The organism is Rhodomicrobium sp. R_RK_3 (assembly GCF_002198715.1).
In the GTDB taxonomy this organism is placed as follows: Bacteria; Pseudomonadota; Alphaproteobacteria; order Rhizobiales; family Rhodomicrobiaceae; genus R-RK-3.
Genome location: NZ_MWLK01000024.1, coordinates 26,173 through 51,999 on the forward strand (window position 1 = coordinate 26,173; position 25,827 = coordinate 51,999).

The following is a 25,827-nucleotide window of genomic DNA, read 5'->3' on the forward strand; positions in this document are numbered from 1 at the left end:
GGATGCGTGCGTGGCTTCCCGAAGGGCGGACGGCCGGCCGGAACGCAAGCGATCCACCGGGGCACCCCGCCCGAGGACGTTCATGATGTCGCGGCAGGTCTCCTGGCTTGCGGGTCGTCGCCTCCGTCCGGCCTTCCCGAAGCATTCGCTTCAGTGGCGTGTGATGGACATCGGCTCGCCGTTTACAGTTGCGGGGGCAGCGCCGGCTTAACCGCGGATACGGCGCACCGGCTTCCCTCTTAGCTCCGCCCCCACTGGAGGGCCGGAGAACCTCGACGCGCCCAGATTGCGCGGAGGGGTGGGTGCGAGTCAATACGGAATATAATGATATCTTTATACCGTTATTCGATACTTCCGGCTGGACCTTCCATCTGTGGACTGACAGACAGTCCTGGCGCTGGCGCCCTTTGCCCCGAGCAGAAATTCTAACCCGCCTGCCGGAGCTATGGGCTTGGCGCCGGCGTGGCCGCCTCTCCGGGGCAAGGACGGCCCCGCTGACATTCGATGCCATGGCGGTCGTCTTCGTCGGATCGACATTTCCGCCATAACCTCGAAGGCGACGCAAAATGCACTTGCATCGGGGGACGCCGGTGGTCCGGAGCGGCTATGTCTCGGTTCTCACGCTGAATTCATTGCCACGACCTTCATCGAGCGGAAGAGACTGCGTGAGATAGCCCGATGCGGGATCGCGAACATAATCGAGATATGCTGGTTCGAAAGCGTTCTCTCCGAGGACGACCGCTCCGGGTCTCAGCCGGGGCTCGACCAGCTTGAGCACTGGCAAATAGAGGGTGAATGCCCCGTCGAGCAGCAGCAAATCAACGTCACCATCGACATCCTTCAGCGTATCGAGCGCGTCGCCTTCGCGGATATCCACCAGATCGGCAAGGCCCGCAGCATCGAGATGGGCGCGCGCCCGCGCGACTTTGGTCGGCTCGAGTTCACTGGTGATGAGATGGCCGCCCCCATTGTCCCGGAGTGCGGCGGCCAGGTAGATCGTCGAGATCCCCATGGATGTGCCGAACTCGACGATGCGGGTCGCGTTGCGGGCGCGCGCGATCATGTAAAGGAAGCGGCCGAAGGTGGGCGAAACGCTGAGAAATTTGTCAGCATGACCACGGTAGACCGCACGGTAGTTCTCCCGCTCCTCGGCGATCATCCCCGCGGCCGCCTGCTCCAGTGTTTGGCCGGAGGCTTCGATTTCCGCCATGAGCGCCGTCGTGAATTGCCGGTCCGCCGCCTCGGCGTCCCGATGCAGCTTTTCCAGGATTTGCGCGGCAGGTCCGCTGCTCAGCGTAGTCATGTGGTCTCCTTCCCGATCATGGAACCTCGAGGCTCGACGGCCTCGCCCCAATCAGTTAAAGGGAACCTGCATTGGCGTCATTCCGAAGCCTGGACAGAATATTATTCAATCTCGCCAATCCGGTTGTCGCGTTTGAGGGCCAACCATGCCTCTTCTGAACGACCTTTCCGTCCCGTCCGACTGGATCGAGCCTGACGACGTGCCGCGGCCGATCGTAGCCTATGGCGTCGAGACGACCGGGGCGGGCGGCATCGCGCTTGACCTCCACCGGCACGCAAAAGGCCAAATCATGCTGATACAGCGCGGCGCGATCAGTTGCGAGGTGGAAGGCGGGTTATGGATCGTGCCGCCCCGCAGCGCCCTATGGATCCCTGGCGGGGCGCTCCATACCGTCAACGCAACGGGCCTGCTCGAAGGCTATAATGCCTTCGTCGATCCGGCTGCTGCCGCTGGGCTGCCCCAAAGCTGCTGTGCGGTGTCGGTGACGCCGCTTCTGCGTGAGGTGCTGATCCGGGCGGCCAGCTTGCCGCTGTTCTATGAAGAAAGCGGCGCGAATTCGCATCTGGTGGCGGTGCTGCTCGACGAACTCGCCGCAGCGCGGGTAGAGCTCCTGCATTTGCCCATGCCGGCCGACGCCCGCCTGCGCAGGATCGCGGCCGATATGCTGGCCTTGCCGGCGGACCGCGCCACGTTGGATGTCTGGGCAAAGCGGGCGGGCATGAGCGGACGGACGCTGGAGCGCGTCATCAGCCGGGAGACAGGCATGAGCTTTGGCCGCTGGCGCCAGCAACTCTGCGTGGTGCTTGCCGTGAAATGGCTAGCCGGTGGCGTTTCGATCCAGCAGGTTGCCACCAACCTCGGATATGAGAGCGCGCCGAGCTTCGTGACCATGTTCCGCAAAGCGCTCGGCACCTCGCCGAGACGGTATATGGCGGAACGCCGCCCGAGCCAAACCGGGTCAAATCAGCCGCGCGGCTCCGCTTGACCTAGGAGCGACAGCCGCATACTGCGCCGACCTACTTTGCCAATCTCCTCCCCGCCTTCAGCGCATCCACGAAGGCCCGCGTTGCCGGCGACATGTTGCGCTGGCGCGGATAGCAAAGGTGGAAACCGGGATAGCTGACCGACCTCGGTCGCCTCGCGCAGCGTGTGGCCGATGCCCCAGGCGCGTCGCTTTGCGCCTCGTCGAAACAGATGGGATGATTGCGCTTCATTGCCGCCTCATCAGGGATTTCACGTCCGGTTCCTTCATCATGTCGATGAAAGCGCGCAGAGCGGACGGGACATGGCGGTGCCCCGGATAATACAGCGTCAGAGCGGAGTAAGGCGGACTCCAGTCCTCGAGCAGGGCGATAAGGCGGCAGCCGCAATATGGTCGTTGGCGTAGATTTCGGGGACATAGGCGATGCCAAGGCCATCGACGGCGGCTTCGACCATCAGGTCATTGTCGTTGAGTGTCAGCGCGCCCGGCACATCGATCGCGATCTGCTGGCCGTGGCGTTCGAACTCCCAGCGATAGCGCGTCCCGCTCGGCAGCCGCAGGCGGATGCAGCGATGCCGGCGCAGGTCGTCCGGAACGCCGGGTTTACCCATGCGGCTGACATAGTCCGGTGCCGCGACAGCGAGAAAACGCATGTCGAAGCTGATCGTCACGCCGACCATGTCCTGAGGCACCGTGTCGCCGAAGCGGATGCCCGCGTCAAAACCCTCCTTGACGATATCGACCAGCCGCCCCTCGCTCACCAGGTCGAGTTCGACCCTTGGGCAGCGCTCGAGATAGGCCGGCACCACATGGCGCATGAGGAACCGTGCAGCGCCCTTGCTCGCATTGATGCGCAACGGACCGCTGGGGCAGCCGCGATCGTCGGCGAGCGTATCGAGGGCGGCATCGAGCGCCTTCAGGGTTGGGCGGATGCGCGCGATCAGCTTGTCGCCGGCATCCGTCGTAGACACGCTGCGGGTCGTGCGGTTCAGCAGCCGCAGCCCGAGTTGCTCTTCCAGCTTGCGGATGCGGTGGCTGAGGGCGGATCGCGAAACGCCCGAAATATCGGCGGCGCGGCGGAAGCTGCGCTCGGCCGCGACGACGCTGAAGGCTTCCAGGTCCGATAGGGTCGGCTTGGTCATTGGTGAATTATATTCACGGGGTTGTCGCGGATTGGAAGCATTTTTCTCCCGGAGCCGATCGCCAATTTAGGGCAATCGCGTAACGGGGGGGGGGAACACCCGAGCCCCGGGTCGCCGAAGCTTACGTGCTCTCAAAGGAAGGAAGCGAATGACGTTTATTGGCCGAAGCCTGCGCCTGGCTAGCATCCTGGCGATCGCCGCTCTCACGGTCACCGGGCCTGCAATGGCCGCCGGGGAGAACAAGGTCGTCGGGACGTGGCGGATCGTGAAAGGGGTCATCAATCCTGGCACCGATAACGTCTTGCCCTACGGCCCCGATCCGCGCGGGATGCTGGTGTTCACTCCGGACATGCATTTCATCGAGGTGCTGCACGATCCGCGCGTGCCGAAATTCGCGGTCAATGCGCGCGACAAGGGCACAGCCGAGGAGAATGCAGCGGCGATGGCGGGCGCGATCGCCTTCTATGGCACCTATACCGTCGACGCGAATGGCGAGTTCAGCGGCAACACGGTGCTCGGTTCGACCTTCCCCAACTGGATTGGTGAGGTCCGCACCACGGAGCGCCTTCGGCTCGTCGTGGAGGGCGACAAGGTGATGGAGACATTCACGCGGCCTGAGGGTCTTAAGGTCGTCATCGAATGGGAGCGGGTCGAGTAGGCCATCGCCGCGGCGAGTCTCGGGTGCAGCCGCACCGAAAGGGCCGATCAGCAGGCCGGCGCGCGGATGCAGCCGATTCTCTGCCGCTGGAGGCTCGCGCGCGGCGAGGCGACATAGCCGCCAGCGCGCGACAATTAACGCAAAAGGAAAAGATTCTAAAATTCCTTGCCGACCAAACCATTTTGGCAAAGGCCAAAACCAAGTTTGGTGCCCAGAAGAGGACTCGAACCTCCACGGCTTGCACCACACGGACCTGAACCGTGCGCGTCTACCAATTCCGCCATCTGGGCAACGGGGTTCTAGCTATGATGCCCTCGAGGCTTTGTCAATCGAAGTTGCGGCGTTAAGGTAGCGGCAGGTGCGCTTTTTGAGCGCGCAGATAGGGCATGTCCCGAACCGATGGCATTCGCGCGCATGGATCAACGGCTGTTACCCCCCTTTTTCGACCTCGCCGGAACCCGCGAGGCGCTCGGCGCCATCTGGCGCAAGCATGGCGAGGCCAATTCGGCGCTCCGCGAGGATTTGCTCGCCTATCTCAAGGGGCTGGTGCAGACGGCGCACCGCGCCGCCGAGGCGGGCCTTGAAGCGGACGGCAATGGGCGACGCTGCGCCGCCGCCTTGTCGAGTTTCCAGGATGAGCTGATCCGGCTGATCTACGATTTCGCCGTCGCCTATGTGCACCGCTCCAGCAACCCGTCCTCCTCCGAGCGCATGGCGGTGGTCGCAACCGGCGGCTATGGGCGCGGGCTGATGGCGCCCTATTCCGACGTCGATCTCCTGTTCCTCTTGCCCTACAAGCAGACGCCCTGGGGCGAGAGCATCGTCGAATATATTCTCTATCTGCTCTGGGACCTGGGTTTCAAGGTCGGCCACGCCACGCGCTCGGTCGAGCAGACCATTCGCTTTGCCAAGTCCGACGTGCTGACGCAAACGGCGCTGCTGGATGCACGCTTCATCCTCGGCGAGGACTCGCTCTGGCAGAAATTCAAGAGCCAGTTCCGCGACCAGATCATCTCCGGCGGCCACCGCGAATTCATCGCCGCCAAGCTCGAGGAGCGCGACAAGCGGCATGAGCGCACCGGCGCCTCGCGCTACCGGGTTGAGCCCAACATCAAGGACGGCAAGGGGGGCCTCCGCGATCTGCATACGCTCTATTGGATCGCCAAGCACCTGCATCCGGACCTGAATGGGGAGAATTTCGTCGCCGCCGGCATCTTCACCAAATCCGAATACAGCCTCTACCGGCATTGCGAGGATTTTCTGTGGACGGTGCGCTGCCATCTGCACTTCCTCTCCGGCAAGCCCGAGGAACGGCTGACCTTCGACGTGCAGCAGCAGATGGCCGACCGGCTGCATTACCGGGGCCGCAGCGGCATGATGGGCGTCGAGCGCTTCATGAAGCACTATTTCCTGATCGCCAAGGATGTCGGCGATTTGACGCGCATCCTCTGCTCGAGCCTGGAAGTGCAGCAGCTCAAGGGCATCAGGCAGTTCAACAGTCTGCTGCAGCCGCTGTCCTGGAGCGCCCGCGCCCGGCTCAGCGCCACCAGCGATTTCCGCATCGAGAACGGGCGCATCGCGGTGAAGAGCCGGGATGTGTTCAAGAACGATCCGGTCAATCTGATCCGCATTTTCGCCGTCGCCGAGCGGAGCGACGTGCAGTTCCATCCGGAAGCCTTGCGCCTGGTGCGCCATTCGCTGCGGCTGATCGACGACAATCTGCGCAACGATCCGGAAGCCAATCGGCTGTTCCTGGAAATCCTCACCTCGCGCACCCGGCCGGAGCTGACGCTGCGGCGGATGAACGAGGCCGGCGTACTCGGCCGCTTCATCCCGGATTTCGGCCGCGTCGTCTCGATGATGCAGTTCAACATGTATCACCACTTCACGGTGGACGAGCATCTGATCCGCTCGGTCGGCGTGCTGGCGGCGATCGAGCGCGGCGCGCTGGAGCATGAATTGCCGCTTTCGACCGAGATCATCCGCAATGTCGAGAACCGCCGCGCGCTTTACGTGGCGACCTTCCTGCACGATGTTGCCAAGGGCCGCTGCCTGGACCATTCGCTGGCCGGGGCCCAGGTCGCCCGCGATCTCGGCCCCCGGCTCGGCCTGCGTCCCGACGAGACCGCCACGGTCGCCTGGCTGATCGAGCATCATCTGGTGATGAGCCAGTTCGCCCAGAGCCGGGATCTCTATGACGCCAAGACCATCCGCGACTTCGCCAATATCGTGCAGAGCCGGGAAATGCTGATGCTGCTGGTGATTTTGACCGCCGCCGACATCCGCGCCGTCGGGCCGGGCGTGTGGACCGGCTGGAAGGGCCAGTTGCTGCGCCAGCTCTATTACGAGACCGAGCCGCTGCTGACCGGCGGCCATACCGGCACGCCGCGCGAAACGCGCATCCGCACCGCCATCGCGGATTTCCGCAAGGCGATGGCGGGGCGGCCGGAAGAGGAGATCGAGGCCTTCATCGCCCGGCAGATTCCGGCCTATTGGGTGCGCTCGGACGTCGCCCATCAGCTCATGCACGCCAACCTGATCCGGCGGGCGGAGGACGAGCGGCTGGGGCTGGCCTATGAGATTACCACCGACAGCTTCACCTCGCTGACCGAGCTGAACCTGTGGACCGCCGACCGCCCCGGCCTGATCGCCGCCATCGCAGGCGCCTGCGCGGCGGCCAAGTCGAACATCGTCGGCGCGTTTCTCAGCACCACGCGCGACGGCATGGCGCTGAACAGCTTCCAGCTCCAGCGCCAATTCCCCGACGACCGCGAGGAGATGGAGTTCGCCGCCCGCATCGCCGCCAATATCGAACTGGCGCTGAAGGGCAAGCGCGATCTGCGCAAGATCATCTCGCAGCGGATACGGCCCCGCCCGAGGCTGGAGGCCTTCAGCGTCGAGCCGCGCATCAGCATCGACAATTCGCTGTCGGACGAGCTGACGGTGATCGAAGTGAACGGCCGCGACCGGACGGGCCTGCTGTTCGATCTGGCCCGCATTCTGGGCAGCCTGAACATCGACATTTCCTCCGCCCATATCGCGACTTTCGGCGAAAAGGCGGTGGACGTGTTTTATGTCACCGATTCAACGCGAAAGAAGATCACGCGCGAAGCGGTGCATAAGCAGCTTCGGGAGAAACTGCTTGAGGCCTTCGAGACGGACGGGGAATTGGTCTCGACCGATATGGAGAGCTGATGTGCTTTCCGTCTGGTCATAGCCTCCTTTTTGTCGTCCCCGCGAAAGCGGGGATCCAGTAAAGGGCAATGTCAGGCGCGGCGCTCTGCCTCGCGTCGAATGCTACGGAGGACTGGATCCCCGCTTTCGCGGGGATGACAATTGTGTTTGTGGCGGGGGCTTCGCTCGCTCCGTCTTGATGCCGAGTTCCGCCGCGATTGGGCCCCGGCTCGCGGCTTCGCGCCATCCGGGGCGACGAGGCACGGCCCGCCCCAACCAACGTAGCATGCGCATTTCGAAACCCGGCGCGCGCAGGCGCCTTGCTCCGGCGGCAAAGGCCAGCTATTGGCGTCGACATGAAACTCTATCGATCGATCGTCACCGTCAGCGGCTATACCGCCATCAGCCGCGTGCTGGGCTTCGTCCGGGACATGCTGACCGCCGCCGTCATCGGCGCGGGCCCCGTCGCCGACGCCTTCTTCGTGGCGTTCCGGTTGCCGAACCTGTTCCGCTCGCTCTTCGCCGAGGGCGCCTTCAACTCCGCCTTCGTGCCGCTCTTCACCAAGAACCTGCAGACGGACGGTCAAAACGGCGCGCGCCGATTCGCCGAGGAAGCGCTGGCGGTGCTGCTTACGGCGCTGCTCATCATGACGGCGCTCGCCGAAATCTTCATGCCCTGGCTGGTGGCGCTGATCGCGCCCGGCTTCGGCGACAATGCGGAAAAATTCGACCTCGCCGTGCTGCTGACGCGGATCACCTTCCCCTATCTGCTCTGCATGTCGCTGACGGCGCTATCCGCGGGCATCCTCAACGCGCTCGGACGCTTCGCCGCCGCCGCCGCCGCGCCGATCATCCTCAATGTGGTGCTCGCCGCCGCCATGATCCTGGCCTTCTCGCTCGGCCTGAAGGACCGGCCGGAAGCCGCCATCATCCTGGCCTGGGCGGTGTCGGTCGCCGGTTTTGCCCAGCTTGCCTTCCTGGCCGTCGCCGCCAGCCGCCAGGACATGAATCTGCGCTTCCGCCTGCCGCGCCTGACGCCGCAGATCAAACGGCTGTTCAAGCTCGCACTGCCGGGCGTCGCCACCGCCGGCATCACCCAGATCAACCTGTTCATCGGCACCATGATCGCCTCGCTGGCCGAGGGCGCGGTCTCCTATCTCTATTACGCCGACCGCATCAACCAATTGCCGCTCGGCATCGTCGGCATCGCCATCGGCGTGGTCTTGCTGCCGGAATTGTCCGCCAAGCTGCATGGCGGCGACACCAAGGCGGCGATGTACAGCCATAACCGCTCGCTGGAATTCGCGCTGCTCTTGACCGTGCCCGCCGCCGCAGCGCTCTGCGTCGTGCCGGGGCCGATCATCCAGGTGCTGTTCCAGCGCGGCGCCTTCTCCGCCGCCGACACCAGCGCCGTCGCCACCGCGCTCGCCGCCTTCGCGGTGGGCCTGCCGGCCTCGGTCCTGATCCGCGTCTTCCTGCCGGGGTTTTTCGCCCGCGAGGACACCAGCACGCCGATGCTGTTCGCCGGCGTCAGCGCGCTGGTGAACATTTTGGGCTCGCTCAGCCTGTTCTTCGTCATCGGCCATGTCGGCATCGCCATCGCGACCAGCCTCGCCGCCTGGACCTACGCCATCATGCTCGGCGCGACGCTGATCCGGCGCGGCCATTTCGTCGCCGACGCGGCGCTGAAGCGGAGGGGGGCGCTGATCGTCCTGGCGAGCGCCGTGATGGCGCTGGCGCTGTGGGGCGCATCCTATCCACTGGAGCGGTTTTTTGCCCCGGTGAACGGGCTGGTGGTGCAGATGCTGGCGCTGGGCGCGCTGATCGCGGGCGGCGGGGTGGTATATCTGGCGGCCGCCCAGGCGACGGGCGCGGCGAATTACCGGTCGCTGCTACGGGTGGCGCGGGGGTAGGGCCGACGCGGCAGCGCCCCGCGCCGCGCCTCTTGTTCCAAATAGAGACGCCCTCTAAGCTTTCGGAAGCGACCGGCGCAATGCGCCATGATCTGGTTCAGCGGAGGGATGCATGGCTGAGCGCAAGGCCGTGATCGATTGGCTGCTCGATTCGGACCCGGCGATCCGCTGGCAGGTCTTGCGCGACCTCACCGATGCGCCCGAAGCCGAAGTCGCCGCCGAACGCGCGCGTGTCGCCAAGGAAGGCTGGGGCGCGCGGCTGCTCGCGCTCCAGGCGCCCGGCGGCCAATGGGGCGCCGAGGATGACGACGGCTGGATGACCAGCGTCTACATGCTGGCGCTGCTCAAGGATCTCGGCGTCGATCCGGCGGCCGAGGAGGCGCGCAGGGCGCTCGGCCTCTTTCGCGAGCGGATCACCTGGTGGCAGCTCGATGGCCGCCCCTTCTTCGACGGCGAGACCGAAGCCTGCATCAACGGCCGCATCCTATTGGCGGGCGCTTATTTCGGCGAGGATTGCGACCGGCTGCTGGATCGCCTGCTGGGCGAACAGCTTGCCGATGGCGGCTGGAATTGCGAAGCGCCGCCCAGCGCACGCTCCTCGTTCCACAGCACGATCTGCGTCGTGGAAGGGCTGCTGGAATATGAGCGGGCGCGCGGGGCGAAGCCGGCGGTGACGCAGGCGCGGCGGCGCGCGGAGGACTATCTGATGGAGCGGCGCATGTTGCGGTCGTTGACATCAGGCGAGGTCATCAACGAGCGCTGGACGCGCTTCGGCTTCCCGGTCTCCTGGCATTTCGACGTGCTGCGCGGCCTGGATTATTTGCGCAGCGCCGGGGTGCGCCCGGACGGCAGGCTCGCCGAGGCGGTGGGGTGGGTGGCGAAGGCGCGGGACGAGGACGGGCGCTGGGCGCTCGACGCCGCGCATTGGGACCACATCGCCGCGCCGTTCGAACTGGAGGACGGGGTCGGCAGGGCGAGTAGGTGGAATACGCTGCGGGCTATGCGGGTGTTGGAATGGGCGCGCTGACGTAGCATCAAATATATTGAGGAAAGGGACTGACCAGCAGCTGTTGGAGCAATTTTAGAAGCCGAACCCACAAATAATGGCTGGACTCATAATCGAGTTGAGCCATTATTTCGTTGTGTTTCGGTTTCATCAACCTTTGACTTGCGCATGCCTCTGAGCGCGGGCTCCTGCCAAGAAAGGAGGTGATAATAAATGGCTGATCGCAAGATTGGCCGGGATGCCCGGAATGGGCAATTTATCCCCGTCAAAGTCGCACAAGGGCGGAAGTCAACCGCAGTTGTGGAGACAGTGAAGACGAAAAAATAGGACGGCTTACTACCTGACCTAATTTTCGACTTCGGGCGGCAGCCAGATTCGTGCCCTGGCCGTTTCCCTCCTGTATACGACTATAAAGCTCGATCAGCTTGCCTCAGCCTGTCCTTCTAATTCGTGATTGTTTTGAAGGAGTTTCAACTGCGGTTGCTGATTCATCTCCCTCATATCCTTAACCATCTCAGTGATCGTCGCAATGCCGATCCCGAAGAGATTGTCAGCTCCCATTTCATCAAGAGAGTCGCGCGGGTGCATCAGAGGGTTCCGATCAAGCTGCCTGATGCGATCAAGCATTGCGATAACCTTGCGGCTTGGATATTTTTTACTTGGATCAGATTTTGTCAGATCATCAAGCGCAATTATATAGTCATTCCAACTCTTAAACTCCCTAGGCGATTGGCTTGCGGATGAATGATATTCGGCCATCACGACCTCAAGTGCACGTAGAGTATGAAAACCAGACGCCGTATAGCTTTCGAGAGCTAAACAACGTCCCGCGAGCCGCAATTCTTCTAGCGCCAGCGTCGGCACGAGGGGCCGGATCGACTCGTGTACTCGATGATCCGCGTAATGCAGCAGCGTTTCAATATCGTAACCAAGCTTGCGGTTTCCAATGAAATAGGTCTCGCATTTCCTACATTCTGCGGAAAATACAGACTTGAATACAGACAATGCTTCTTTGAGCTCATTGAGCGCCCAAGTGGGGAATTCGGCCGAAAAATCTAATTCGTCTTTAAATATCGCCGCTTTTCCGGGTTCCGTGTTATAGAAATGAGCAGTAACGAGTTCGTGATGCTTTTTTGATACATTCAGCGCGTCGGTTTTCACAAGATCGAAGGTATGCTGACCTTTCGCGAACTCATAAAAGGCATCCCTGATCGGCATAAGGCCAACAAATACATCCCCGTAGTTATGCGATCTTTGATCCATAATCCTTTCGGCGGCCCCAAGATAAGAGCCAAGCTCAAACAACTTAATGACATCCAACCGTTTCACAGCCGAATCCTCTTCACTCGTAATCAAGACGTAGCGTGAACCACGTTTGCAGAAATTAACGCATCCGCAGATTCGCTATCTTTGTCATGTTCGTAATGACCCGAATAGCCGCCAGGAAAACAACGAATCTGAAGTCTAACCCAATCTGTTCCCGTTAGCGTCTACTCCACGACCTTCCCCCCACCAAACCCCTTGCACCCCGTGCCGCCCTGCGCGATAAGCCGCCCGGAGGCTCATCATGACACCTGACAAGCGCGTATTTTCCGGCGTCCAGCCGACCGGCAATCTGCATCTGGGCAATTATCTCGGCGCCATCGTCAAATTCGTCGAGCTGCAGAAGGAGGCGCCCTGCCTGTTCTGCGTCGTCGACATGCATGCGATCACCGTCTGGCAGGACCCGGACGAGTTGCGCCGGAACACGCGCGAAGTCACCGCCGCCTTCATCGCCGCCGGCATCGACGCGGACAAGCACATCATCTTCAACCAGAGCGCCGTATCCGGCCATGCAGAGCTCGCCTGGGTGCTGAATTGCGTCGCGCGCATGGGCTGGCTGAGCCGGATGACCCAGTTCAAGGAGAAGGCCGGCAAGGACCGCGAAAACGCCTCGGTCGGCCTGTTCGCCTATCCGAACCTGATGGCGGCCGACATCCTGCTCTACCGCGCCACCCATGTGCCGGTCGGCGACGACCAGAAGCAGCATCTGGAGCTGGCGCGCGACATTGCGCAGAAATTCAATAATGATTACGCGGCCTTCTGCACTAGGGAAGGTTTTCCGGACGGCTTCTTCCCGCTGCCCGAGCCGCTGATTTCGGGCCCCGCCACCCGTGTCATGTCGCTCAGGGACGGCACCAAGAAGATGAGCAAATCGGACCCGTCCGACGCCTCGCGCATCAACCTGACCGACAGCGCTGACGACATCGCCAAGAAGATCCGCAAGGCCAAGACCGATCCCGAGCCGCTGCCGACCGAGATCGACGGGCTGAAGGAGCGTCCCGAGGCGGACAATCTGATCGGCATCTACGCGGCGCTGACACAGTCCGACAAGGCGGGGGTGCTGCGGGAGTTCGGCGGCGCGCCGTTCTCGAAATTCAAGGCGGCGCTGATCGATGTGTCCGTCGAGAAGCTCGGCCCCATCGGCGACACCATGAATCGCCTTTCCGCGGATCACACCTATATCGATAATGTGTTGAGAAGCGGCGTGGAACGGGCGCGGGAGATCGCGTCGGTGCATTTGCGTCACGTCAAAGACATAGTAGGATTTCTGCAGAGCTGAACGCCAGATGTGAGAAGCCCGATGCCCAATCGCACGATCCGAACGATTTTCCACGAGGGGCATCGGCGCAAATTCCTGGTGGTGGTGGACGAATCGCCCGAGGCGGAGATGGCGCTGGCCTATGCCGTCCGCCGGGCGCGGCGCACGCTGGGCGGGGTCTCGATGCTCTACGTGATCGAGCCCGCCGATTTCCAGCATTGGCTGGGCGTCGAGGAGGCCTATCGCGAGGAGGCGCAGGCCAAAGCCAAGGCGGTGTTCCGGCTGCATGCGCGCAAGCTGAAGCTGTGGGGTTTTGAGGATATTTCGCTCGACGAGATCATCCGCGAGGGCACAAGGGCCGAGCAGATCAGCAATCTGATCCATGAAGACCCCGATATCGGCATTCTGGTGCTGGGCGCCTCGGTCAGCGCGGAAGGGCCGGGGCCGCTGGTTTCCTCTCTGGCGGGCGGCAAGAATGCGGGCAGTTTCCCGATCCCGATCACCGTCGTGCCGGGCGGATTGACCTTGGAAGAGATTGAAGCATTGGCGTAATCGGCCAAGGCTTGCGGCCAATCGCGCCTTGAATTTTGTGCCGCAGCGTCCCACTATGCTGTAGAACAATTCTAAACTGTCAGGCGCGAAACCGTTCCCGGCGCGGGACGTGCGCGTAAGAGGCGATTTCCCATGTTCATCCAGACCGAAGCCACCCCGAACCCGGCGACGCTGAAGTTCATTCCCGGCAGTGCCGTGCTGCCGAGCGGCACGCGCGAGTTCCGTGACGCCGAAACCGCCGCCGGGGCCTCCCCGCTTGCCGCGCGGCTGTTCGAAGTCGAAGGCGTGACCGGCGTGTTCCTGGGCAGCGATTTCATCTCCGTCACCAAGAGCGGCGGTGAATGGCAGCATCTGAAGCCCGCACTGCTCGGCGCCATCATGGAGCATTATCTGTCCGGCGCTCCTGCCGTGACCGACCTGCCCGAGGGCGACGGCCACACCGCCGGCGAGCATACCGGCGAGGATGGCGAGATCGTCCAGACCATCAAGGAGCTGCTGGATACGCGCGTGCGCCCGGCCGTTGCCCAGGATGGCGGCGACATCGTCTTCCACGGCTATGAAGACGGCGTGGTGTTCCTGCATATGCGCGGCGCCTGCTCCGGCTGCCCGTCCTCGACGGCGACGCTGCGGCACGGCATCGAGAACCTGCTCCGGCATTTCATCCCCGAAGTGCAGGAAGTGCGGGCGGTCTAGCCAGATAGTCTGAGCGCGGGCCCCCTCACCCGGTCGCTTGCGCGCCCGCCCTCTCCCCTCGAGGCAGAGGGCTTTCGCCGAAGGCGGGTGGGTGCCTACCACCCGCTCCGCAACACCCGGTGTCCCATGGCCGACCCGATTTCGACGGACGCCCTCGAGCAGATCTTCCTCAAGGCGCGGACCCACGAAAAATGGCTCGACAAACCCGTCGACGAAGCCCTGCTGCGCCGCCTCGTCGAGATCATGGAACTCGGACCGACGACCTCCAACAGCTTGCCGGCGCGCATCGTCTTCGTCCGCTCCGCCGAGGCCAAACGGCGCCTCGAGCCCTTGCTGGACAAAGGCAACCGCGCCAAGACCATGCAGGCGCCCGTCACCGCGCTGATCGGTTACGACCTGCAATTCACGCAGAAGCTCGGCAAAACCTATCCGCATAAGCCCCGCGCCCCCGAATGGTACGCGGGCAACGAGGCGGCCACCGCTTTCCGCAACGGCTCGCTGCAGGGCGCCTATTTCATCATCGCCGCCCGCGCCTTGGGGCTCGACACCGGCCCGATGTCCGGCTTCGACAATGACGCCGTCGACCGCGAATTCTTCCCCGGCGGACAGGTGAAGTCGAATTTCATCTGTTCCCTCGGCTATGGCGACCCGACCGTGCTGTTGCCGCGCTGGCCCCGCCTCGACTTCGACGAAGTGGCAAAATTCGTATAGAGTGCGCGCACTCCCAAACCCTCCCGGCATCCAGCATGACCCTATTGGCGATCGACACCAGCATGACGGCCTGCTCCGCCGCCCTTCTCAGGGCGGGCGCGGCGGGGCCCGTGCAGCGTTTCGAGCCCATGGAGCGCGGCCATGCCGAGGCGATTTTCCCGATGATCGAGGCCGTCATGGCCGAGGCCGGATGCCGCTTCGCCGACCTGACCCGGATTGCGGTGACGGTGGGGCCGGGCAGCTTCACCGGCGTGCGCGCGGGCGTCGCGGCGGCGCGGGGACTGGCGGTCGCGGCGGGATTGCCGGTGATCGGGGTGAACAGCCTCGAAGTGATGGCGCGAGGCTGCCTCCGCAGGCTCGGCAATGAGGAAGGCGGTTTCGCCATCGCGCACGATGCCAAGCGCGGCGAGTTCTATGTCCAGCATTTCGCCGGAGATGGCGCGCCGCTGAGCGAGCCGCAGATCATGGATCTGGCGCAGGCGGCGGCATCGATCCCCGCAAGCGTCGCCCTGATCGCGGGCAGCGGCGCGGCGGCCATCGCCGAGGAAGCCGGACGCCGCGGCCGCGAAATCCGCGCCCTTTTCCCCGTTCTCCTGCCCGAAGCTGGCGATCTCGCCCTCATCGCCTCGGCTCGCGAGCCGGATGCGCGCCCGCCCGCGCCGCTCTATCTCCGTCCCGCCGACGCCAAGCCGCAAACGGATAAAAGCCTTGCCCGCGCCGGATGAAAGCGGCGCGGCGCTGCTCCAATTCACCCCCGAACAGGCCGTGGCCGTCGCCGAGCTGCATTCGCGCTGCTTCGCCGTCTCCTGGACCGCCGCCGATTTCCACCGATTCGCCGCCCTCGCCGCCTATCCCGGCGTCACCGCATGGCTGGGCGAGCGCCTGATCGGCTTCGTCGTGCTGAGCGTCATCGAGCCGGAGGCGGAAATCCTCACGCTCTGCATCGACAAGGAGCTTCGCGGCCGCCGCTTCGCCTCCGCCATGCTAACGCGCCTGATCGAGGACGCGGCGGCGCAAGGCGTCGAAACGCTGTTCCTCGAAGTCGGCGTGCGCAACGAGCCCGCCCGCGCGCTTTACACGCGGCATGGGTTTATTGAGGCCGGCCGCCGGACCGGCTATTATCGAACGGATCGAGGCGCGGAAGACGCCATCGTCATGCGGCTGTCGCTTCCCGGACCGATGCGCGCCGCGCGCGGCTCCTAGCCGGCGAGTTTCGCGCAGAAAATGCCGCCTGCGGACGGGCTCGCCTGGACATGGGCGGTGAAGCAACCTATCGTCGCCCCAAACCGAAGCACGATGTCAACGGCTGCCATGGCGAAGCTCAAAGATTCGCTTTCTAAAATCGAGGCGCTCTGCGCCGAGAAAGGCATGCGCATGACCCTGCAGCGCAGCGTCATCGCCCGCGTGCTCTCGGCCGCCACCGATCACCCCGATGTCGAGGAAGTCTACCGCCGCGCCAATCAGGTCGACAGCCGCATCTCGCTCTCCACCGTCTACCGCACGGTGCGCCTTCTCGAGAATGCCGGCATCATCGACCGCCACGATTTCGGCGATAGCGGCCGCGCCCGCTATGAAGGCGTCAAAAGCGAGCACCACGACCACCTGATCGACACCGAGACCGGCATCGTGATCGAGTTCAAGAACGAAGAGATCGAGAAGCTGCAGGAACGCGTCGCCCGCGAGCTGGGATATGAGCTCGTCGGCCACAAGCTGGAGCTTTACGGCCGGCCGGTCAGGAAGCGCTGAAGCGGCCAGCCAGAACGGGTGTCATTCGCGCAAAAATGGGAAGCTACCTACCCTCAGCATTCCAAAACACCGTCGCCCCGGCCGAAGAGCCGGGGCCTACTCGCCTTTCCTCTTGCCGCAGCATTCGCGGATAGATGATTGGGTCCCGGCTCGCCGCTGCGCGGCGTCCGGGACGACGGGCTGGGCGTTGCCTTGCCGATTTGGAAGCTGAAAGGGGGCTAAGCCAGCGGGCGTGTCTCAGCGTCCGGACGGCTGCAGCCAGCCGTCTACTCATGGGAGAGGCAATTCGTCCGGCGATTGGGGTGGCCGCGCGTCGGCCCCAGCCAAGCCGATCCCGCTCCCTTCATTCCCACATCAGTTCGACTTCGCGATCCGGAACGTGCCGCTGCAATTTCCGCCGAGCGCGCGGAATGTGCCCGACCCGGCGCGCCCCGTCAGTCTGCCCTTGAATTCATGGACCTTGCCGCTGCGGTTCGACCGGCGCTTGAAGGTGATCTCGCCGCCCGGACCGACGCGGCCCTCGGTGTCGTTCGAGCCCCGGACGCGGCCGCCGGAGATGTCCACCCAGAACGAGCCCGGCGGCGTGCGGCAATTGGGGCCGGAGCGGTCCACCGACCAGCGGCCGTCCAATCCGGAGCCCCCCTTCGCCGGCGCCGCCGCCTTTTTGGCCGGCCCGGCGTCCGGCTCGACCGAGACGGGCTGGGTGATCGCCGCCGGCCGCTCCGGCCCCGGCTGGTCGCCCGAGAAGAACAGCCGGGAGCGCAGAGCGGAATGCTCCCAGGGAACCTGCTGCCCTTTGGTCGCGCCGATCACGTCATTGCGGACATTGATGAGGATGGTCGACAAATCGGCGCCCGGCGTCCCCAAATGCTTCTTGAGCGCGGCGGTGAAGGGAGAATTCCGCCCCTCGCCGTCGAGCGCCACATTGCCGGGCTGCGTGGAATAGCTGATCAGCGTGCCGACGCCGCCTTCGGTCGGCGCGAGGCCCCGTCCGACCGCCACCCCGCGTGTTCCCATCGACTCGGTGAGGTTTCGCGCCAGCGGATTGTTGCGGCAGGCATCGAGGAAGAGCACGTTGGTGAAGGTCTCACTCTCCATGGCGCGCTGCACGTGGTCGAGCCGCGTCATCTCGAAATCGAGCGAGGCCGCCGTGCGCAGCACCGCATCGACCGGCACGATGTAGTTCTGGCCGTTGACCTGCAATCCATGGCCCGCATAGAAGAACACCGCCACCGCCGACCCCGGCAAGGCTTCCGCGAACTGGTGCAGAAGCTTGTCCATCTCCGCCTTGGTCAGGTCATGGCCCTCGAGCACCTGGAAGCCGAACCGCCGCATTTCGGCGGCGAAATCCTCGGCGTCATGGCGTGGATTGATGAGCGGTGCCGTATGCCGGTAGTTGGAATTGCCGACAACCAGGGCAATCCGGGCATTTTCTGCGGCCATTGCGGGAATTTGCGTGATGAGCACCAGCAAGCCGATGGCCACGGCTTTGAATAAACGGATCGGCATGAATTCACTCGAAACTGAGCATTTATAAAATCAAAGAAACCAAGAATAGCGGATGCGGAAAGCTTACATCATCCGCCCGGACGCGTAAATTCCGTCGGCGGCGCGCGATTGCATTCAAAACCGTGAAACTGTTCAGCCGGTATGCCTGCCCCTATTGGCTCTCTCGGTCGTCACGAGGCGGCTTCGCGGGCGACGATCAGCGCGACAGGGCCGCCGCCATCGGGCCCCTGATGCTCCGCGCCGCCCGATACGTAAAGCTCGGCATGGCCGATCAGCCCCGCCAGCGCGCCGCAGACGAAGGCGCGGGCATGGCGGGTCGAAGCGATGTCGGAATCGTCGAGCATGGTATGGCGGAAGCCGCGCAGCCGCCCGTCGGCGCTCGCTTCGGCCTTGGCGAGCACCGCCACCACGCGTGGCCGCCGCGCCGCATCGAGCTGCCCGCTTGCCGCCAGCCCCAGGCGCGCGAGCGCGGCCCTGACCGGCTCGATATCGATGGCGTCGCGCATGACGGCGTGGTCGATGGCGAGCGGCCCGGTCCAGCGCGCGGACATGCCGAGGACGATGATCTCATGGCCGAGAAGCTCGATGCCCGCCGAACAGCTCGCCCGGCCGGACCAAAGCGCGCGGTTGGCGCCGATATCGCTGTCCGAGACGGCCCTGGGATCGATCTCGCCGAGCGCCACGCCGACACCGAGCGCGCTGGCCGCGCGGGAAAACCCCATCGATTTCAGCGTGTCCTGCGTGGCGACGGCCGCCCCCCGGCTTTGCGCCTCGGCGATGCGCGGCGCGGTCAGGAGCGGGCATTTGACCTGCACGAAATGCACATCCGCCGCGTCCTCGATCCCGGCATCGGCCAGCGCCCGCGCCACGCCATCGGCGACCATGCGCATCTGGCCGACCCGGCCCAGATCTTCCGGTGGCAAGGCGGCGGTGTGGGCGCGCCCGATGGCCAGCGCGGGACCGCCGGACCCGTCCGCCTCGATCCGCTCGAATACCGTCCAATGCGGCGCCATCGCGCCCTCGGTGCCGCCGGACATGACAAGGCAAACGGCATCCGCCGCCGCCTCCGGCAAATGGCGCCCGAGCAGCAGCCGCAGCGACTGCGCGGCATAGCCCCGGCTGAAATCGTTGACGAGGCCATTGCCCTCGGTCTTGCCGAAAATGCCGACAATACCGGCCGGGTCGAGCTTGCCGGCGGCGATGGCGGCTTCGATGCCGGCGGTATCGCCGGGCCCGGCGGCCGGGATGCGGTGAATGCGGGCCTGGTGGGGCATGGGTCACCCGAAGCGTTTGCGGCCGAGGAGATCCGGCTGGAGCCATGCTCTCATATCCGCCGATGCGAGCGCATCCGGCGCGGCGTCGCAGCCGTCAGGTGCCGCGCGGCTTGGCCCGCGCCGTCGGCGGGGCGGAGGCGGGATCGTCCGGCCAAGGGTGGCGCGGGTAGCGCCCCTTCATCTCGGCCTTGACCGCCCCCCATGACCCCTTCCAGAAGCCGGGAAGATCGCGTGTGATCTGGATCGGCCGCCGCGCCGGCGAGAGCAGATGCAGCGTGAGCGGCAAGCTGCCGCCCGCAATGGCGGGATGCACGGTCAGCCCGAACAGCTCCTGCACGCGGATGTGCAAGGCGGGCGCGCCCGCCGTCTCATAGTCGATGGCGTGGCGGTTGCCGGTGGGCGCTTCGAAATGCGTGGGAGCCTCCTCGTCAAGGCGGCGCTTCAGGTGCCAGGGCAGCAGCGCATCGAGCGCAGCGCCGAGGTCGTCGGGGCCGATTTCGGAGAGCTTGGTCTTGCGCCCGAGGAACGGAGCGAGCCATTCGGCGGCGGTCCTGGTGAGCGCTGCATCACTCAGATCGGGCCATTCGCCGCCGCTGGCGGCGCGCAGGAAGCCAACCCTGTCGCGGAGCTGGGACTGCGCCTTGCTCCAGGGCAGGCGGCTTATTCCGAGCCGGGCCACGCCCTCCGCCAGCAGACGGGCGGTGTCCTCGCCGGGCAGCACCGGCCGGGGCTCGTTCGCGAGCAGAATGGCGCCCAGCCGGCGGACGCGGCGCGACCGCAGCGCGGCAGCGCCGGCATCGAATTCGATCTCATCGCTCTCGCGCAAACGATGGCCGGCCGCGCCGAGCACATCCGCCTCGTCGGCGGCGGCCGCCAGCAGGATGCGCGTCGCCGCCGCCGATCCCGACAGTTCGGCGGCGACCAGGAAGGGCGCGCGCGCCAGGGGATGGGCCGCATCGAGATTTGCGCCCCGGCCGTTGGCGAGAAGGAACTGGCCGGGCGTGCCGCGCGCCTTGCCGATGCGTTCGGGGAAGGCGAGCGCCAGCAGCCGCGGCAGCGATAGGTCCTCGGGCGGGCTTTGCGCCGGACGGCCCGCGCGCGCCGTCCGGGCCCAGCCGGACGCCAGCCGCCGCATGTCGCCGGCGCGGCGCGAGCGGTCGCGGCGGAACGCTTCCAGCCGCTGTGCGAGATCGGCATCATTGCCGCCGAGCCCCCGTTCCACGATGACGGCGGCGATCTCGGCTGCCGCCTCGGCCTGCCCGCGATCGGCGGCGGCAATCACCATCCGGGCGAGCCGGGGCGGCAGGGGCAGCGACCGCAGCCGCTTGCCCGCCGCTGTGATGCGGCCGTCCGCGTCCAGCGCTTCCAGCTCCGCCAGCTCCTTGCGCGCGGCGTCGATCGCGGCGGCCGGCGGCGGATCGATCCAGGACAGCGCGAGCGGGTCGGGCGTTCCCCATTCGGCGCAGTCGAGCAGCAGGCTCGCCAGATCGGCGGAGCGGATTTCGGGCTCGGCGAAGGCAGGCAGGCTCTGCGTCTGCGCCTCGTCCCATAGGCGGAAGCATATGCCCGGTTCGGTCCGGCCGGCGCGGCCCCGGCGCTGATCGGCCGCGGCCCGCGAGGCGCGCACGGTCTCCAGCCGCGTCACCCCGACATCGAGCTCGTAACGCGGAACCCGGGCGAGGCCGCTGTCGATGACGACACGCACGCCCTCGATGGTGATCGACGTCTCCGCGATCGAGGTCGCTAGCACCACCTTGCGCAGGCCGGGGGGCGCCGGCGCGAGCGCGAGGTCCTGCGCCTTCATGTCCATCGCGCCGAAGAGCGGGGCAAGCAGGATCGACTCGTCGCTGATACGCTCTTTCAGCCGCTCCTCGACGCGCCGGATCTCGGCTTGTCCGGGCAAAAACGCCAGGATCGAGCCGGATTGCGCGCGCAAGGCCCGCATCACCGCCTCCGCCATCTGGTCCTCGATGCGAGCGCCGGCATCGCGGCCGAGATAATGCGTCTCGACCGGAAAGGCGCGGCCCTCGCTGGCGATGACCGGAGCATCGCCCAGCAGCCGCGCCACCCGCGCGCCATCCAGCGTCGCCGACATCGGCAGGATGCGCAGATCCTCGCGCAAGCCGCGCTGGCAGTCGAGCGCCAGGGCAAGGCCGAGATCGGCGTCCAGCGAGCGCTCGTGAAATTCGTCGAACAGCACCGCGCCGATGCCGGACAGTTCGGGATCGTCGAGGATCAGCCTGGTGAAGACCCCCTCGGTGACGACCTCGATGCGCGTCTTCGGCCCGGTTTTCGACACCATCCGCGCGCGCAGCCCGACCCGCTCTCCGACCGCCTCCGACAGGGTCTGCGCCATCCGCTCGGCGGCGGCCCGCGCGGCGATGCGGCGCGGCTCCAGCACCAGGATTTTTCGGCCCCCGAGCCAGCTTTCGTCCAGCAAGGCGAGGGGGACGCGCGTCGTCTTGCCGGCGCCGGGCGGCGCGACCAGGACGGCGGAGGCGCGCTCGGCCAGGGCGGCGCGCAACGCGTCCAGCACGGCGTCGATCGGCAGCGTTGCGGCAAAATCCATGCCGGTTGTATCCGGCGGCGGACTGCCGACCGCAAGCGCAATCTGCACCGGTCATCGCGGAGGGCGGGGGCGGGACCGGTTGAATCGGAATCGATCGGCGCGACCCGTTGTGCTGTCACTCCCGCTCAGGCGGGTATCCAGCCGCGTCCACGGCGGGCGCCTCAAGGATGTTGGATTCCCGCCTGCGCGGGAATGACAAAAAGTGGATGCGGCATTTCCATTTGAAATGATCGCCCTCTAGCGACGCGCGGCGGCCGGGATACGCTCGTCCAGCCGCCGCGCCGCTTGCTCATTGCGGGGCGATGCCGGATTTCGCGACGATCTCCCGGAACCGCGCGCGCTCGCCGGACGCGAAGGCCGCGAACACCTCCGGCGTCATCGGCGCGGGTTCGGCGCCGATCTCCTTCAGCTTCGCCGTGACGGAGGGCTGTTCGATGATGCGCTTCACGTCCACCGAGATCTGGTCGATGACCGGTTTCGGCGTGCCTGTGGGCGCGAACAGGCCGTGCCAGGTCTGGGCGTCGAATCCCCGCAGCGTCTCGGCGATGGTCGGGATTTCGGGGGCGGCGGCGCTCTTGTCGGGGCCGGTGACGCCGAGCGCGCGCACGGTGCCGGCCTTCGCCTGCGGAAGCGCGAAGGTGATGTTGTCGAAGGCAAGGTCGATCTCGCCGCCGATGATCGCGGCCATCACCTCGTTGGAGGCTTTATAGGGCACGTGGTTGAGCTTGACGCCCGCCATCGCCTGGAAAAGTTCGGCTGCCAGATGCTGGCTGCTGCCGATACCGGCGGTGCCGAAGGTCAGCTTGCCCGGATTGGCCTTGGCGTGCTCGACCAATTCCTGGACATTCTTGGCGGGCAGCTTGTTCGAGACCACCAGCAGGTTCGGCACCTTGGCGAAGAGGCTGATGGGCTGAAAGTCCTTCTCGGCGTCGTAGCCCAAGGACTTGTACACGTAAGGCGCGATGCCATGCGTGCTGGCGGTGCCGACGAGCAGCAGATGGCCGTCCTTATCGCCTCTGGCCGCCGCCGTGGTGCCGATCGTTCCGCCGGCGCCGGGCTTGTTCTCCACGATGAAGGGCACGCCGTATTTGGCTTGCATGTCGGAGGTGAAGATGCGGCCGAACAAGTCAGTGGTGCCGCCCGCGGCAAACGGCACGACGACCGTGACCGAATGTTTGGGCCAGGCCTTGTCCTGGGCGAGGGCCGGCGCCGCCGCGGCCAGCAGCCCGGCGACGAGGAGCACAGAGAGTTTTTTCATGCAGGCGTTTCCTCTAAATGTTGCGCCCTCTTGAACGGGGCGGATTTTGCTGCGCTGCGATACGGAAATACTGTCCTTCATGTCTGTTGCGGGTCTTGGCATTGTCAGGCCGCCTCTCGCGCTTTGCAAGGCAATGACCGTCCAGCGGTCCAAGCAGGCGCGGCGGCGGCGCCTCGCGCTCCAGCCAAAAAGGGGGCAGCAGGGCGCTAGTCGTCGGACGCCGCTCCATGGGGTTGCATAGAAGCGGCACGCACACTCGCCGGAAGGCGAAGGTTCGACATAATTATAATTCAGTATGCACTAGACAAATGGACTAGCGTCCGATAAATTTACCCATATCGATTGATCTATTAGATATTTTTTACCTTTGAGGCTTTGCGGTGAAAGCATCCGTCTTAGCTGCTGCAAAATTCATCGCAGCAATCCTGATCGCGCACCCACACCTATCAGGTCTTGATCGTCAGGCGGAGCCGTAGGGCGATCCGTCTCGCTGGTGGCATTTCGCATCGCGTCCGAGCCGAGCCTACGGGGGTGCTGTCTCCAGATACGAACCAACGGCATCTAAATGTGCGGGCGTCATCGCGGCCCGGTTAAGTCTTCACGCGCAAGCTTGGCGGCATAGATTATTCATTGCTGAGCAAAGGCTCTTATTGAATAGCATACTCTCAGAACATCGCAGTTGCAGAACAGTAATTTTTTGTACTTGTTGCGGTGGAGTCTTCCAATGGACGAACTTTCTCCCCTGGCCACGGAACTCCTGCGTGGCGTCACCGACGAAATGGTCACTGAGGCGGCGGGTTTCCGTGAGGACATGGTGGAACCCCGTGACGCCGCCGCCGAGGGGCCAAGTCTGGAATCCACGCCCTTTCCGGCGGATTGGCGCGCCTCGATATCGGCCTCCGGCTACGAGTTCATCGTACGCTGGGAAACGGGCGGTAAGGAATATTACGAAGGGGTGATCAAGGGGCGGCCGATCTGGCCGAAATTCGCCTCCGGCATCACCATCGGCTGCGGGTTCGACCTCGGCTACCACACCCTGGCCGAGTTCCGCGAGCAATGGGGCACCCGGCTCGGCGCCGCCGATTTCGGGCGCCTGACCGCGACCCTGGGATTGAAGACGGTCGCCCCGAACCGGGAGGCCAAGGTCGCCCGCGCGAGAGCGTTTGTCCGCAGCCTGTCCGACATCGTCGTTCCCTGGAACATGGCCATCGAGCAGTTCGACAATTCGAAATATCCCAAGATCCTCCGGCAGCTCTTCGGCGCGCTGGACAATGTCGACAAATTGCATCCGCATTCGCGCGCGGCGCTGCTCAGCCTCACCTTCAATCGCGGAGTGCCCTTCCAGACGCCGGGCGAGCGCTATGCGGAGATGCGCGCCATCCATGCCGCCATGAAATCGGGCACCAGTGCCGATTTCGCCCGCATCCCGCAATTGCTGCGCGACATGCAGCGCATCTGGGGCGAGCGGTCGAGCCTCGCCGAGCGCCGCCGGGGCGAGGCGAAACTGTTCGAGGCCGGCCTCGACGAAGCGGGGCTCGCGCAATCGGTGGCCTCCTTGCAGGTAAGCGAAGCGCCGGCGGTGCTGGAAGCCGCCCCCGGCCTGCTATCGGAGGAGCCCGAAGGCACCGAATTGGAGCAGACCGACGCCGCCGACGACGCCCAGGAGGCGGCGGATTTCGAGGCGGAGGGCCTGGAAAGCGCTGGGCTCACGGCCGCGTCGGTCCACTGGAACCCGAAAGACGACGAGCAGCCGGACTACCGGCATCTCGACACCTCCCTTGCGGGCAGGAGCTTCGAACTTGTCCCGGCGGACCTGGAGGCCCTGATTGCCGCCAATGAATACGAGGTGCGGCCCGGCAAGGTGCTGTTCGCCCTGCGCGGCGCCTCGCTCGGCGGGCAGGCCAAGCGCGAGAGCGTGGCCTCCGTGGTGATTACCGACCAGCGTCCCGATCACCGCAACTTCCGCTGCATCATCGGCGTCTACGACCGCACCGCCAAGCTGCTCTGGGCCTATCAGGCCTCGACCGTGCCCAACGCCGATTTCGTCTTCAAATGCTTTCGCCAGGCTCAGGCGGGCGTCGCCATGGACAAGCTGATGGGCAACATCCTGCCCACCGGCTGCTATACTTACACCGTCGGCACGCACCATCCGGGCAAGCCCAACGAAATTCCCACCGTCCTCCGGCTCAGCCCCACCGCGACCGGGGCCTCCAAGGTCGTCGTGCTGCGCTCGCTGGGCGATGTGATCTACGACCGCTTCGACGCCCAGCCTATCGCAATCCCCGCCGACAATATCCACCCCGGCCAGAAGAGCAGCGGATTTTCATCTGCCGGCTGTCTCACGCTCCCCGGCTTCTTCCAGGGCGGCCAGCATAGCGGCATTTGGAAGGATTTCCGCGCGGCGGCCGGCATCACCGCCAATTCCAACGGCAATCAATATTCGCTGCTGCTGTTCACCGGTCTCGACGCGGCGATCGCCGCCTCGGTGCGCGATGGGGAGCACGCCACGGCCAGCCTCCTGCGCCTGCGACATGGCTCGCAAGGCCCGCGCGTCGCCGCTCTGCAATCGGCGCTGGGGCTGGCGCCCGACGCCACGCAACGCCTCGGCCCCGTCACGCGGCAGGCACTGATCAAAAAGCAGACAGCCAAGCTCGGCTGGGCCGACGGCATCTATTCGCCGGCAATGGACGAGCTGCTCGGCTTCAATATCTACGCGCTGGCCTGACCGTCCCGGAGAGCGACGGCGATAACGACAT

General features: G+C 65.1%; 20 protein-coding genes, 1 tRNA gene and 1 riboswitch. Of the genes, 13 read left to right on the top strand and 8 right to left on the bottom strand.

Going from position 1 to position 25,827, the window contains the following annotated elements; all coding sequences use genetic code 11:
* Nucleotides 1-74: 74 nt before the first annotated feature.
* Nucleotides 75-290, bottom strand: a riboswitch (cobalamin riboswitch).
* Between the two features lie 314 nt (nucleotides 291-604).
* Nucleotides 605-1,303, bottom strand: coding sequence for a class I SAM-dependent methyltransferase (locus BLEFHOIH_RS13920; protein WP_088346454.1), 699 nt, complete (start codon nucleotides 1,301-1,303; stop codon nucleotides 605-607).
* A gap of 145 nt (nucleotides 1,304-1,448) precedes the next feature.
* On the opposite strand from BLEFHOIH_RS13920, the gene BLEFHOIH_RS13925 reads away from it, so the two are divergent.
* Nucleotides 1,449-2,288: a helix-turn-helix transcriptional regulator gene (locus tag BLEFHOIH_RS13925; RefSeq protein WP_088346456.1), complete on the top strand. Its 840-nt coding sequence runs from the start codon at nucleotides 1,449-1,451 to the stop codon at nucleotides 2,286-2,288.
* Between the two features lie 326 nt (nucleotides 2,289-2,614).
* Here the strand turns inward: BLEFHOIH_RS13925 and BLEFHOIH_RS13930 are convergent, their stop codons facing one another.
* Nucleotides 2,615-3,427, bottom strand: a complete 813-nt coding sequence (locus BLEFHOIH_RS13930; RefSeq protein WP_348626053.1) for a LysR family transcriptional regulator — start codon at nucleotides 3,425-3,427, stop codon at nucleotides 2,615-2,617.
* A gap of 148 nt (nucleotides 3,428-3,575) precedes the next feature.
* On the opposite strand from BLEFHOIH_RS13930, the gene BLEFHOIH_RS13935 reads away from it, so the two are divergent.
* The gene (locus BLEFHOIH_RS13935) at nucleotides 3,576-4,085 is read left to right on the top strand and encodes a lipocalin-like domain-containing protein (RefSeq protein WP_210191656.1); all 510 of its coding nucleotides are present in this window, start codon (nucleotides 3,576-3,578) and stop codon (nucleotides 4,083-4,085) included.
* A 205-nt stretch (nucleotides 4,086-4,290) separates the two neighbouring features.
* Here BLEFHOIH_RS13935 and BLEFHOIH_RS13940 read toward each other — a convergent pair.
* Nucleotides 4,291-4,375 (bottom strand) — tRNA-Leu (locus tag BLEFHOIH_RS13940).
* 124 nt (nucleotides 4,376-4,499) lie between these two features.
* On the opposite strand from BLEFHOIH_RS13940, the gene BLEFHOIH_RS13945 reads away from it, so the two are divergent.
* The 3 genes from BLEFHOIH_RS13945 (at nucleotide 4,500) to BLEFHOIH_RS13955 (ending at nucleotide 10,199) form a co-directional block, all read left to right on the top strand.
* Nucleotides 4,500-7,280, top strand: a complete 2,781-nt coding sequence (locus BLEFHOIH_RS13945) for a [protein-PII] uridylyltransferase (RefSeq protein WP_088346548.1) — start codon at nucleotides 4,500-4,502, stop codon at nucleotides 7,278-7,280.
* Between the two features lie 335 nt (nucleotides 7,281-7,615).
* Nucleotides 7,616-9,172 (top strand): murein biosynthesis integral membrane protein MurJ, encoded by a 1,557-nt coding sequence (gene murJ, locus BLEFHOIH_RS13950; protein WP_088346460.1) that lies wholly within the window; start codon nucleotides 7,616-7,618, stop codon nucleotides 9,170-9,172.
* A 112-nt stretch (nucleotides 9,173-9,284) separates the two neighbouring features.
* Nucleotides 9,285-10,199 (top strand): hypothetical protein, encoded by a 915-nt coding sequence (locus tag BLEFHOIH_RS13955; protein WP_088346462.1) that lies wholly within the window; start codon nucleotides 9,285-9,287, stop codon nucleotides 10,197-10,199.
* 399 nt (nucleotides 10,200-10,598) lie between these two features.
* Here BLEFHOIH_RS13955 and BLEFHOIH_RS13960 read toward each other — a convergent pair whose 3' ends face one another.
* The gene (locus BLEFHOIH_RS13960) at nucleotides 10,599-11,507 is read right to left on the bottom strand and encodes a hypothetical protein (RefSeq protein ID WP_125461706.1); all 909 of its coding nucleotides are present in this window, start codon (nucleotides 11,505-11,507) and stop codon (nucleotides 10,599-10,601) included.
* 238 nt (nucleotides 11,508-11,745) lie between these two features.
* On the opposite strand from BLEFHOIH_RS13960, the gene trpS reads away from it, so the two are divergent.
* From trpS to BLEFHOIH_RS13995, 7 genes are all read left to right on the top strand, one after another.
* Entirely contained in the window at nucleotides 11,746-12,780 is a 1,035-nt protein-coding gene (trpS, locus tag BLEFHOIH_RS13965; RefSeq protein ID WP_088346466.1) for a tryptophan--tRNA ligase, read from the top strand.
* 21 nt (nucleotides 12,781-12,801) lie between these two features.
* Nucleotides 12,802-13,311, top strand: a complete 510-nt coding sequence (locus BLEFHOIH_RS13970; protein ID WP_088346468.1) for a universal stress protein — start codon at nucleotides 12,802-12,804, stop codon at nucleotides 13,309-13,311.
* A 132-nt stretch (nucleotides 13,312-13,443) separates the two neighbouring features.
* Nucleotides 13,444-14,004 carry a NifU family protein gene (locus BLEFHOIH_RS13975; RefSeq protein ID WP_088346470.1) on the top strand — a complete coding sequence of 187 codons (561 nt, stop codon included), beginning with the start codon at nucleotides 13,444-13,446 and terminating at the stop codon, nucleotides 14,002-14,004.
* A gap of 126 nt (nucleotides 14,005-14,130) precedes the next feature.
* On the top strand, nucleotides 14,131-14,715 hold the full coding sequence (locus tag BLEFHOIH_RS13980) for a malonic semialdehyde reductase (protein ID WP_088346472.1): 585 nt from the start codon (nucleotides 14,131-14,133) through the stop codon (nucleotides 14,713-14,715).
* Nucleotides 14,716-14,750: 35 nt separating this feature from the next.
* Nucleotides 14,751-15,440, top strand: a complete 690-nt coding sequence (tsaB, locus tag BLEFHOIH_RS13985) for a tRNA (adenosine(37)-N6)-threonylcarbamoyltransferase complex dimerization subunit type 1 TsaB (protein ID WP_088346474.1) — start codon at nucleotides 14,751-14,753, stop codon at nucleotides 15,438-15,440.
* Nucleotides 15,424-15,918 carry a ribosomal protein S18-alanine N-acetyltransferase gene (gene rimI, locus BLEFHOIH_RS13990; RefSeq protein ID WP_170937159.1) on the top strand — a complete coding sequence of 165 codons (495 nt, stop codon included), beginning with the start codon at nucleotides 15,424-15,426 and terminating at the stop codon, nucleotides 15,916-15,918. Before tsaB ends, rimI begins: the two co-directional genes overlap by 17 nt.
* A gap of 108 nt (nucleotides 15,919-16,026) precedes the next feature.
* Entirely contained in the window at nucleotides 16,027-16,461 is a 435-nt protein-coding gene (locus tag BLEFHOIH_RS13995) for a Fur family transcriptional regulator (protein WP_088346478.1), read from the top strand.
* Between the two features lie 354 nt (nucleotides 16,462-16,815).
* Here the strand turns inward: BLEFHOIH_RS13995 and BLEFHOIH_RS14000 are convergent, their stop codons facing one another.
* The 4 genes from BLEFHOIH_RS14000 to BLEFHOIH_RS14015 form a co-directional block, all read right to left on the bottom strand.
* A complete protein-coding gene (locus BLEFHOIH_RS14000; protein ID WP_088346479.1) occupies nucleotides 16,816-17,970 on the bottom strand; it encodes a caspase domain-containing protein in 1,155 nt (384 codons plus the stop codon).
* 170 nt (nucleotides 17,971-18,140) lie between these two features.
* Nucleotides 18,141-19,244 carry a ring-opening amidohydrolase gene (locus BLEFHOIH_RS14005; protein ID WP_088346481.1) on the bottom strand — a complete coding sequence of 368 codons (1,104 nt, stop codon included), beginning with the start codon at nucleotides 19,242-19,244 and terminating at the stop codon, nucleotides 18,141-18,143.
* 94 nt (nucleotides 19,245-19,338) lie between these two features.
* Nucleotides 19,339-21,813, bottom strand: a complete 2,475-nt coding sequence (gene hrpB / locus BLEFHOIH_RS14010; RefSeq protein ID WP_088346550.1) for an ATP-dependent helicase HrpB — start codon at nucleotides 21,811-21,813, stop codon at nucleotides 19,339-19,341.
* A 289-nt stretch (nucleotides 21,814-22,102) separates the two neighbouring features.
* Nucleotides 22,103-23,071 carry a tripartite tricarboxylate transporter substrate binding protein gene (locus tag BLEFHOIH_RS14015; protein ID WP_088346483.1) on the bottom strand — a complete coding sequence of 323 codons (969 nt, stop codon included), beginning with the start codon at nucleotides 23,069-23,071 and terminating at the stop codon, nucleotides 22,103-22,105.
* A gap of 724 nt (nucleotides 23,072-23,795) precedes the next feature.
* Between BLEFHOIH_RS14015 and BLEFHOIH_RS14020 the strand changes: the two genes are divergently transcribed.
* Nucleotides 23,796-25,796 (top strand): hypothetical protein, encoded by a 2,001-nt coding sequence (locus tag BLEFHOIH_RS14020; RefSeq protein ID WP_088346485.1) that lies wholly within the window; start codon nucleotides 23,796-23,798, stop codon nucleotides 25,794-25,796.
* Nucleotides 25,797-25,827: the final 31 nt, after the last annotated feature.

Coding starts and splice junctions, on each gene's coding strand:
- BLEFHOIH_RS13995 (WP_088346478.1), top strand. CDS start 16,027: ATGGCGAAGCTCAAAGATTCGCTTTCTAAAATCGAGGCGCTCTGCGCC.
- BLEFHOIH_RS13930 (WP_348626053.1), bottom strand. CDS start 3,427: ATGACCAAGCCGACCCTATCGGACCTGGAAGCCTTCAGCGTCGTCGCG.
- BLEFHOIH_RS13945 (WP_088346548.1), top strand. CDS start 4,500: ATGGATCAACGGCTGTTACCCCCCTTTTTCGACCTCGCCGGAACCCGC.
- BLEFHOIH_RS14000 (WP_088346479.1), bottom strand. CDS start 17,970: ATGCCGATCCGTTTATTCAAAGCCGTGGCCATCGGCTTGCTGGTGCTC.
- BLEFHOIH_RS14020 (WP_088346485.1), top strand. CDS start 23,796: ATGGACGAACTTTCTCCCCTGGCCACGGAACTCCTGCGTGGCGTCACC.
- BLEFHOIH_RS13980 (WP_088346472.1), top strand. CDS start 14,131: ATGGCCGACCCGATTTCGACGGACGCCCTCGAGCAGATCTTCCTCAAG.
- BLEFHOIH_RS13955 (WP_088346462.1), top strand. CDS start 9,285: ATGGCTGAGCGCAAGGCCGTGATCGATTGGCTGCTCGATTCGGACCCG.
- murJ (WP_088346460.1), top strand. CDS start 7,616: ATGAAACTCTATCGATCGATCGTCACCGTCAGCGGCTATACCGCCATC.
- BLEFHOIH_RS13920 (WP_088346454.1), bottom strand. CDS start 1,303: ATGACTACGCTGAGCAGCGGACCTGCCGCGCAAATCCTGGAAAAGCTG.
- BLEFHOIH_RS14005 (WP_088346481.1), bottom strand. CDS start 19,244: ATGCCCCACCAGGCCCGCATTCACCGCATCCCGGCCGCCGGGCCCGGC.
- trpS (WP_088346466.1), top strand. CDS start 11,746: ATGACACCTGACAAGCGCGTATTTTCCGGCGTCCAGCCGACCGGCAAT.
- BLEFHOIH_RS13925 (WP_088346456.1), top strand. CDS start 1,449: ATGCCTCTTCTGAACGACCTTTCCGTCCCGTCCGACTGGATCGAGCCT.
- BLEFHOIH_RS13935 (WP_210191656.1), top strand. CDS start 3,576: ATGACGTTTATTGGCCGAAGCCTGCGCCTGGCTAGCATCCTGGCGATC.
- BLEFHOIH_RS13970 (WP_088346468.1), top strand. CDS start 12,802: ATGCCCAATCGCACGATCCGAACGATTTTCCACGAGGGGCATCGGCGC.
- tsaB (WP_088346474.1), top strand. CDS start 14,751: ATGACCCTATTGGCGATCGACACCAGCATGACGGCCTGCTCCGCCGCC.
- BLEFHOIH_RS14015 (WP_088346483.1), bottom strand. CDS start 23,071: ATGAAAAAACTCTCTGTGCTCCTCGTCGCCGGGCTGCTGGCCGCGGCG.
- hrpB (WP_088346550.1), bottom strand. CDS start 21,813: ATGGATTTTGCCGCAACGCTGCCGATCGACGCCGTGCTGGACGCGTTG.
- BLEFHOIH_RS13975 (WP_088346470.1), top strand. CDS start 13,444: ATGTTCATCCAGACCGAAGCCACCCCGAACCCGGCGACGCTGAAGTTC.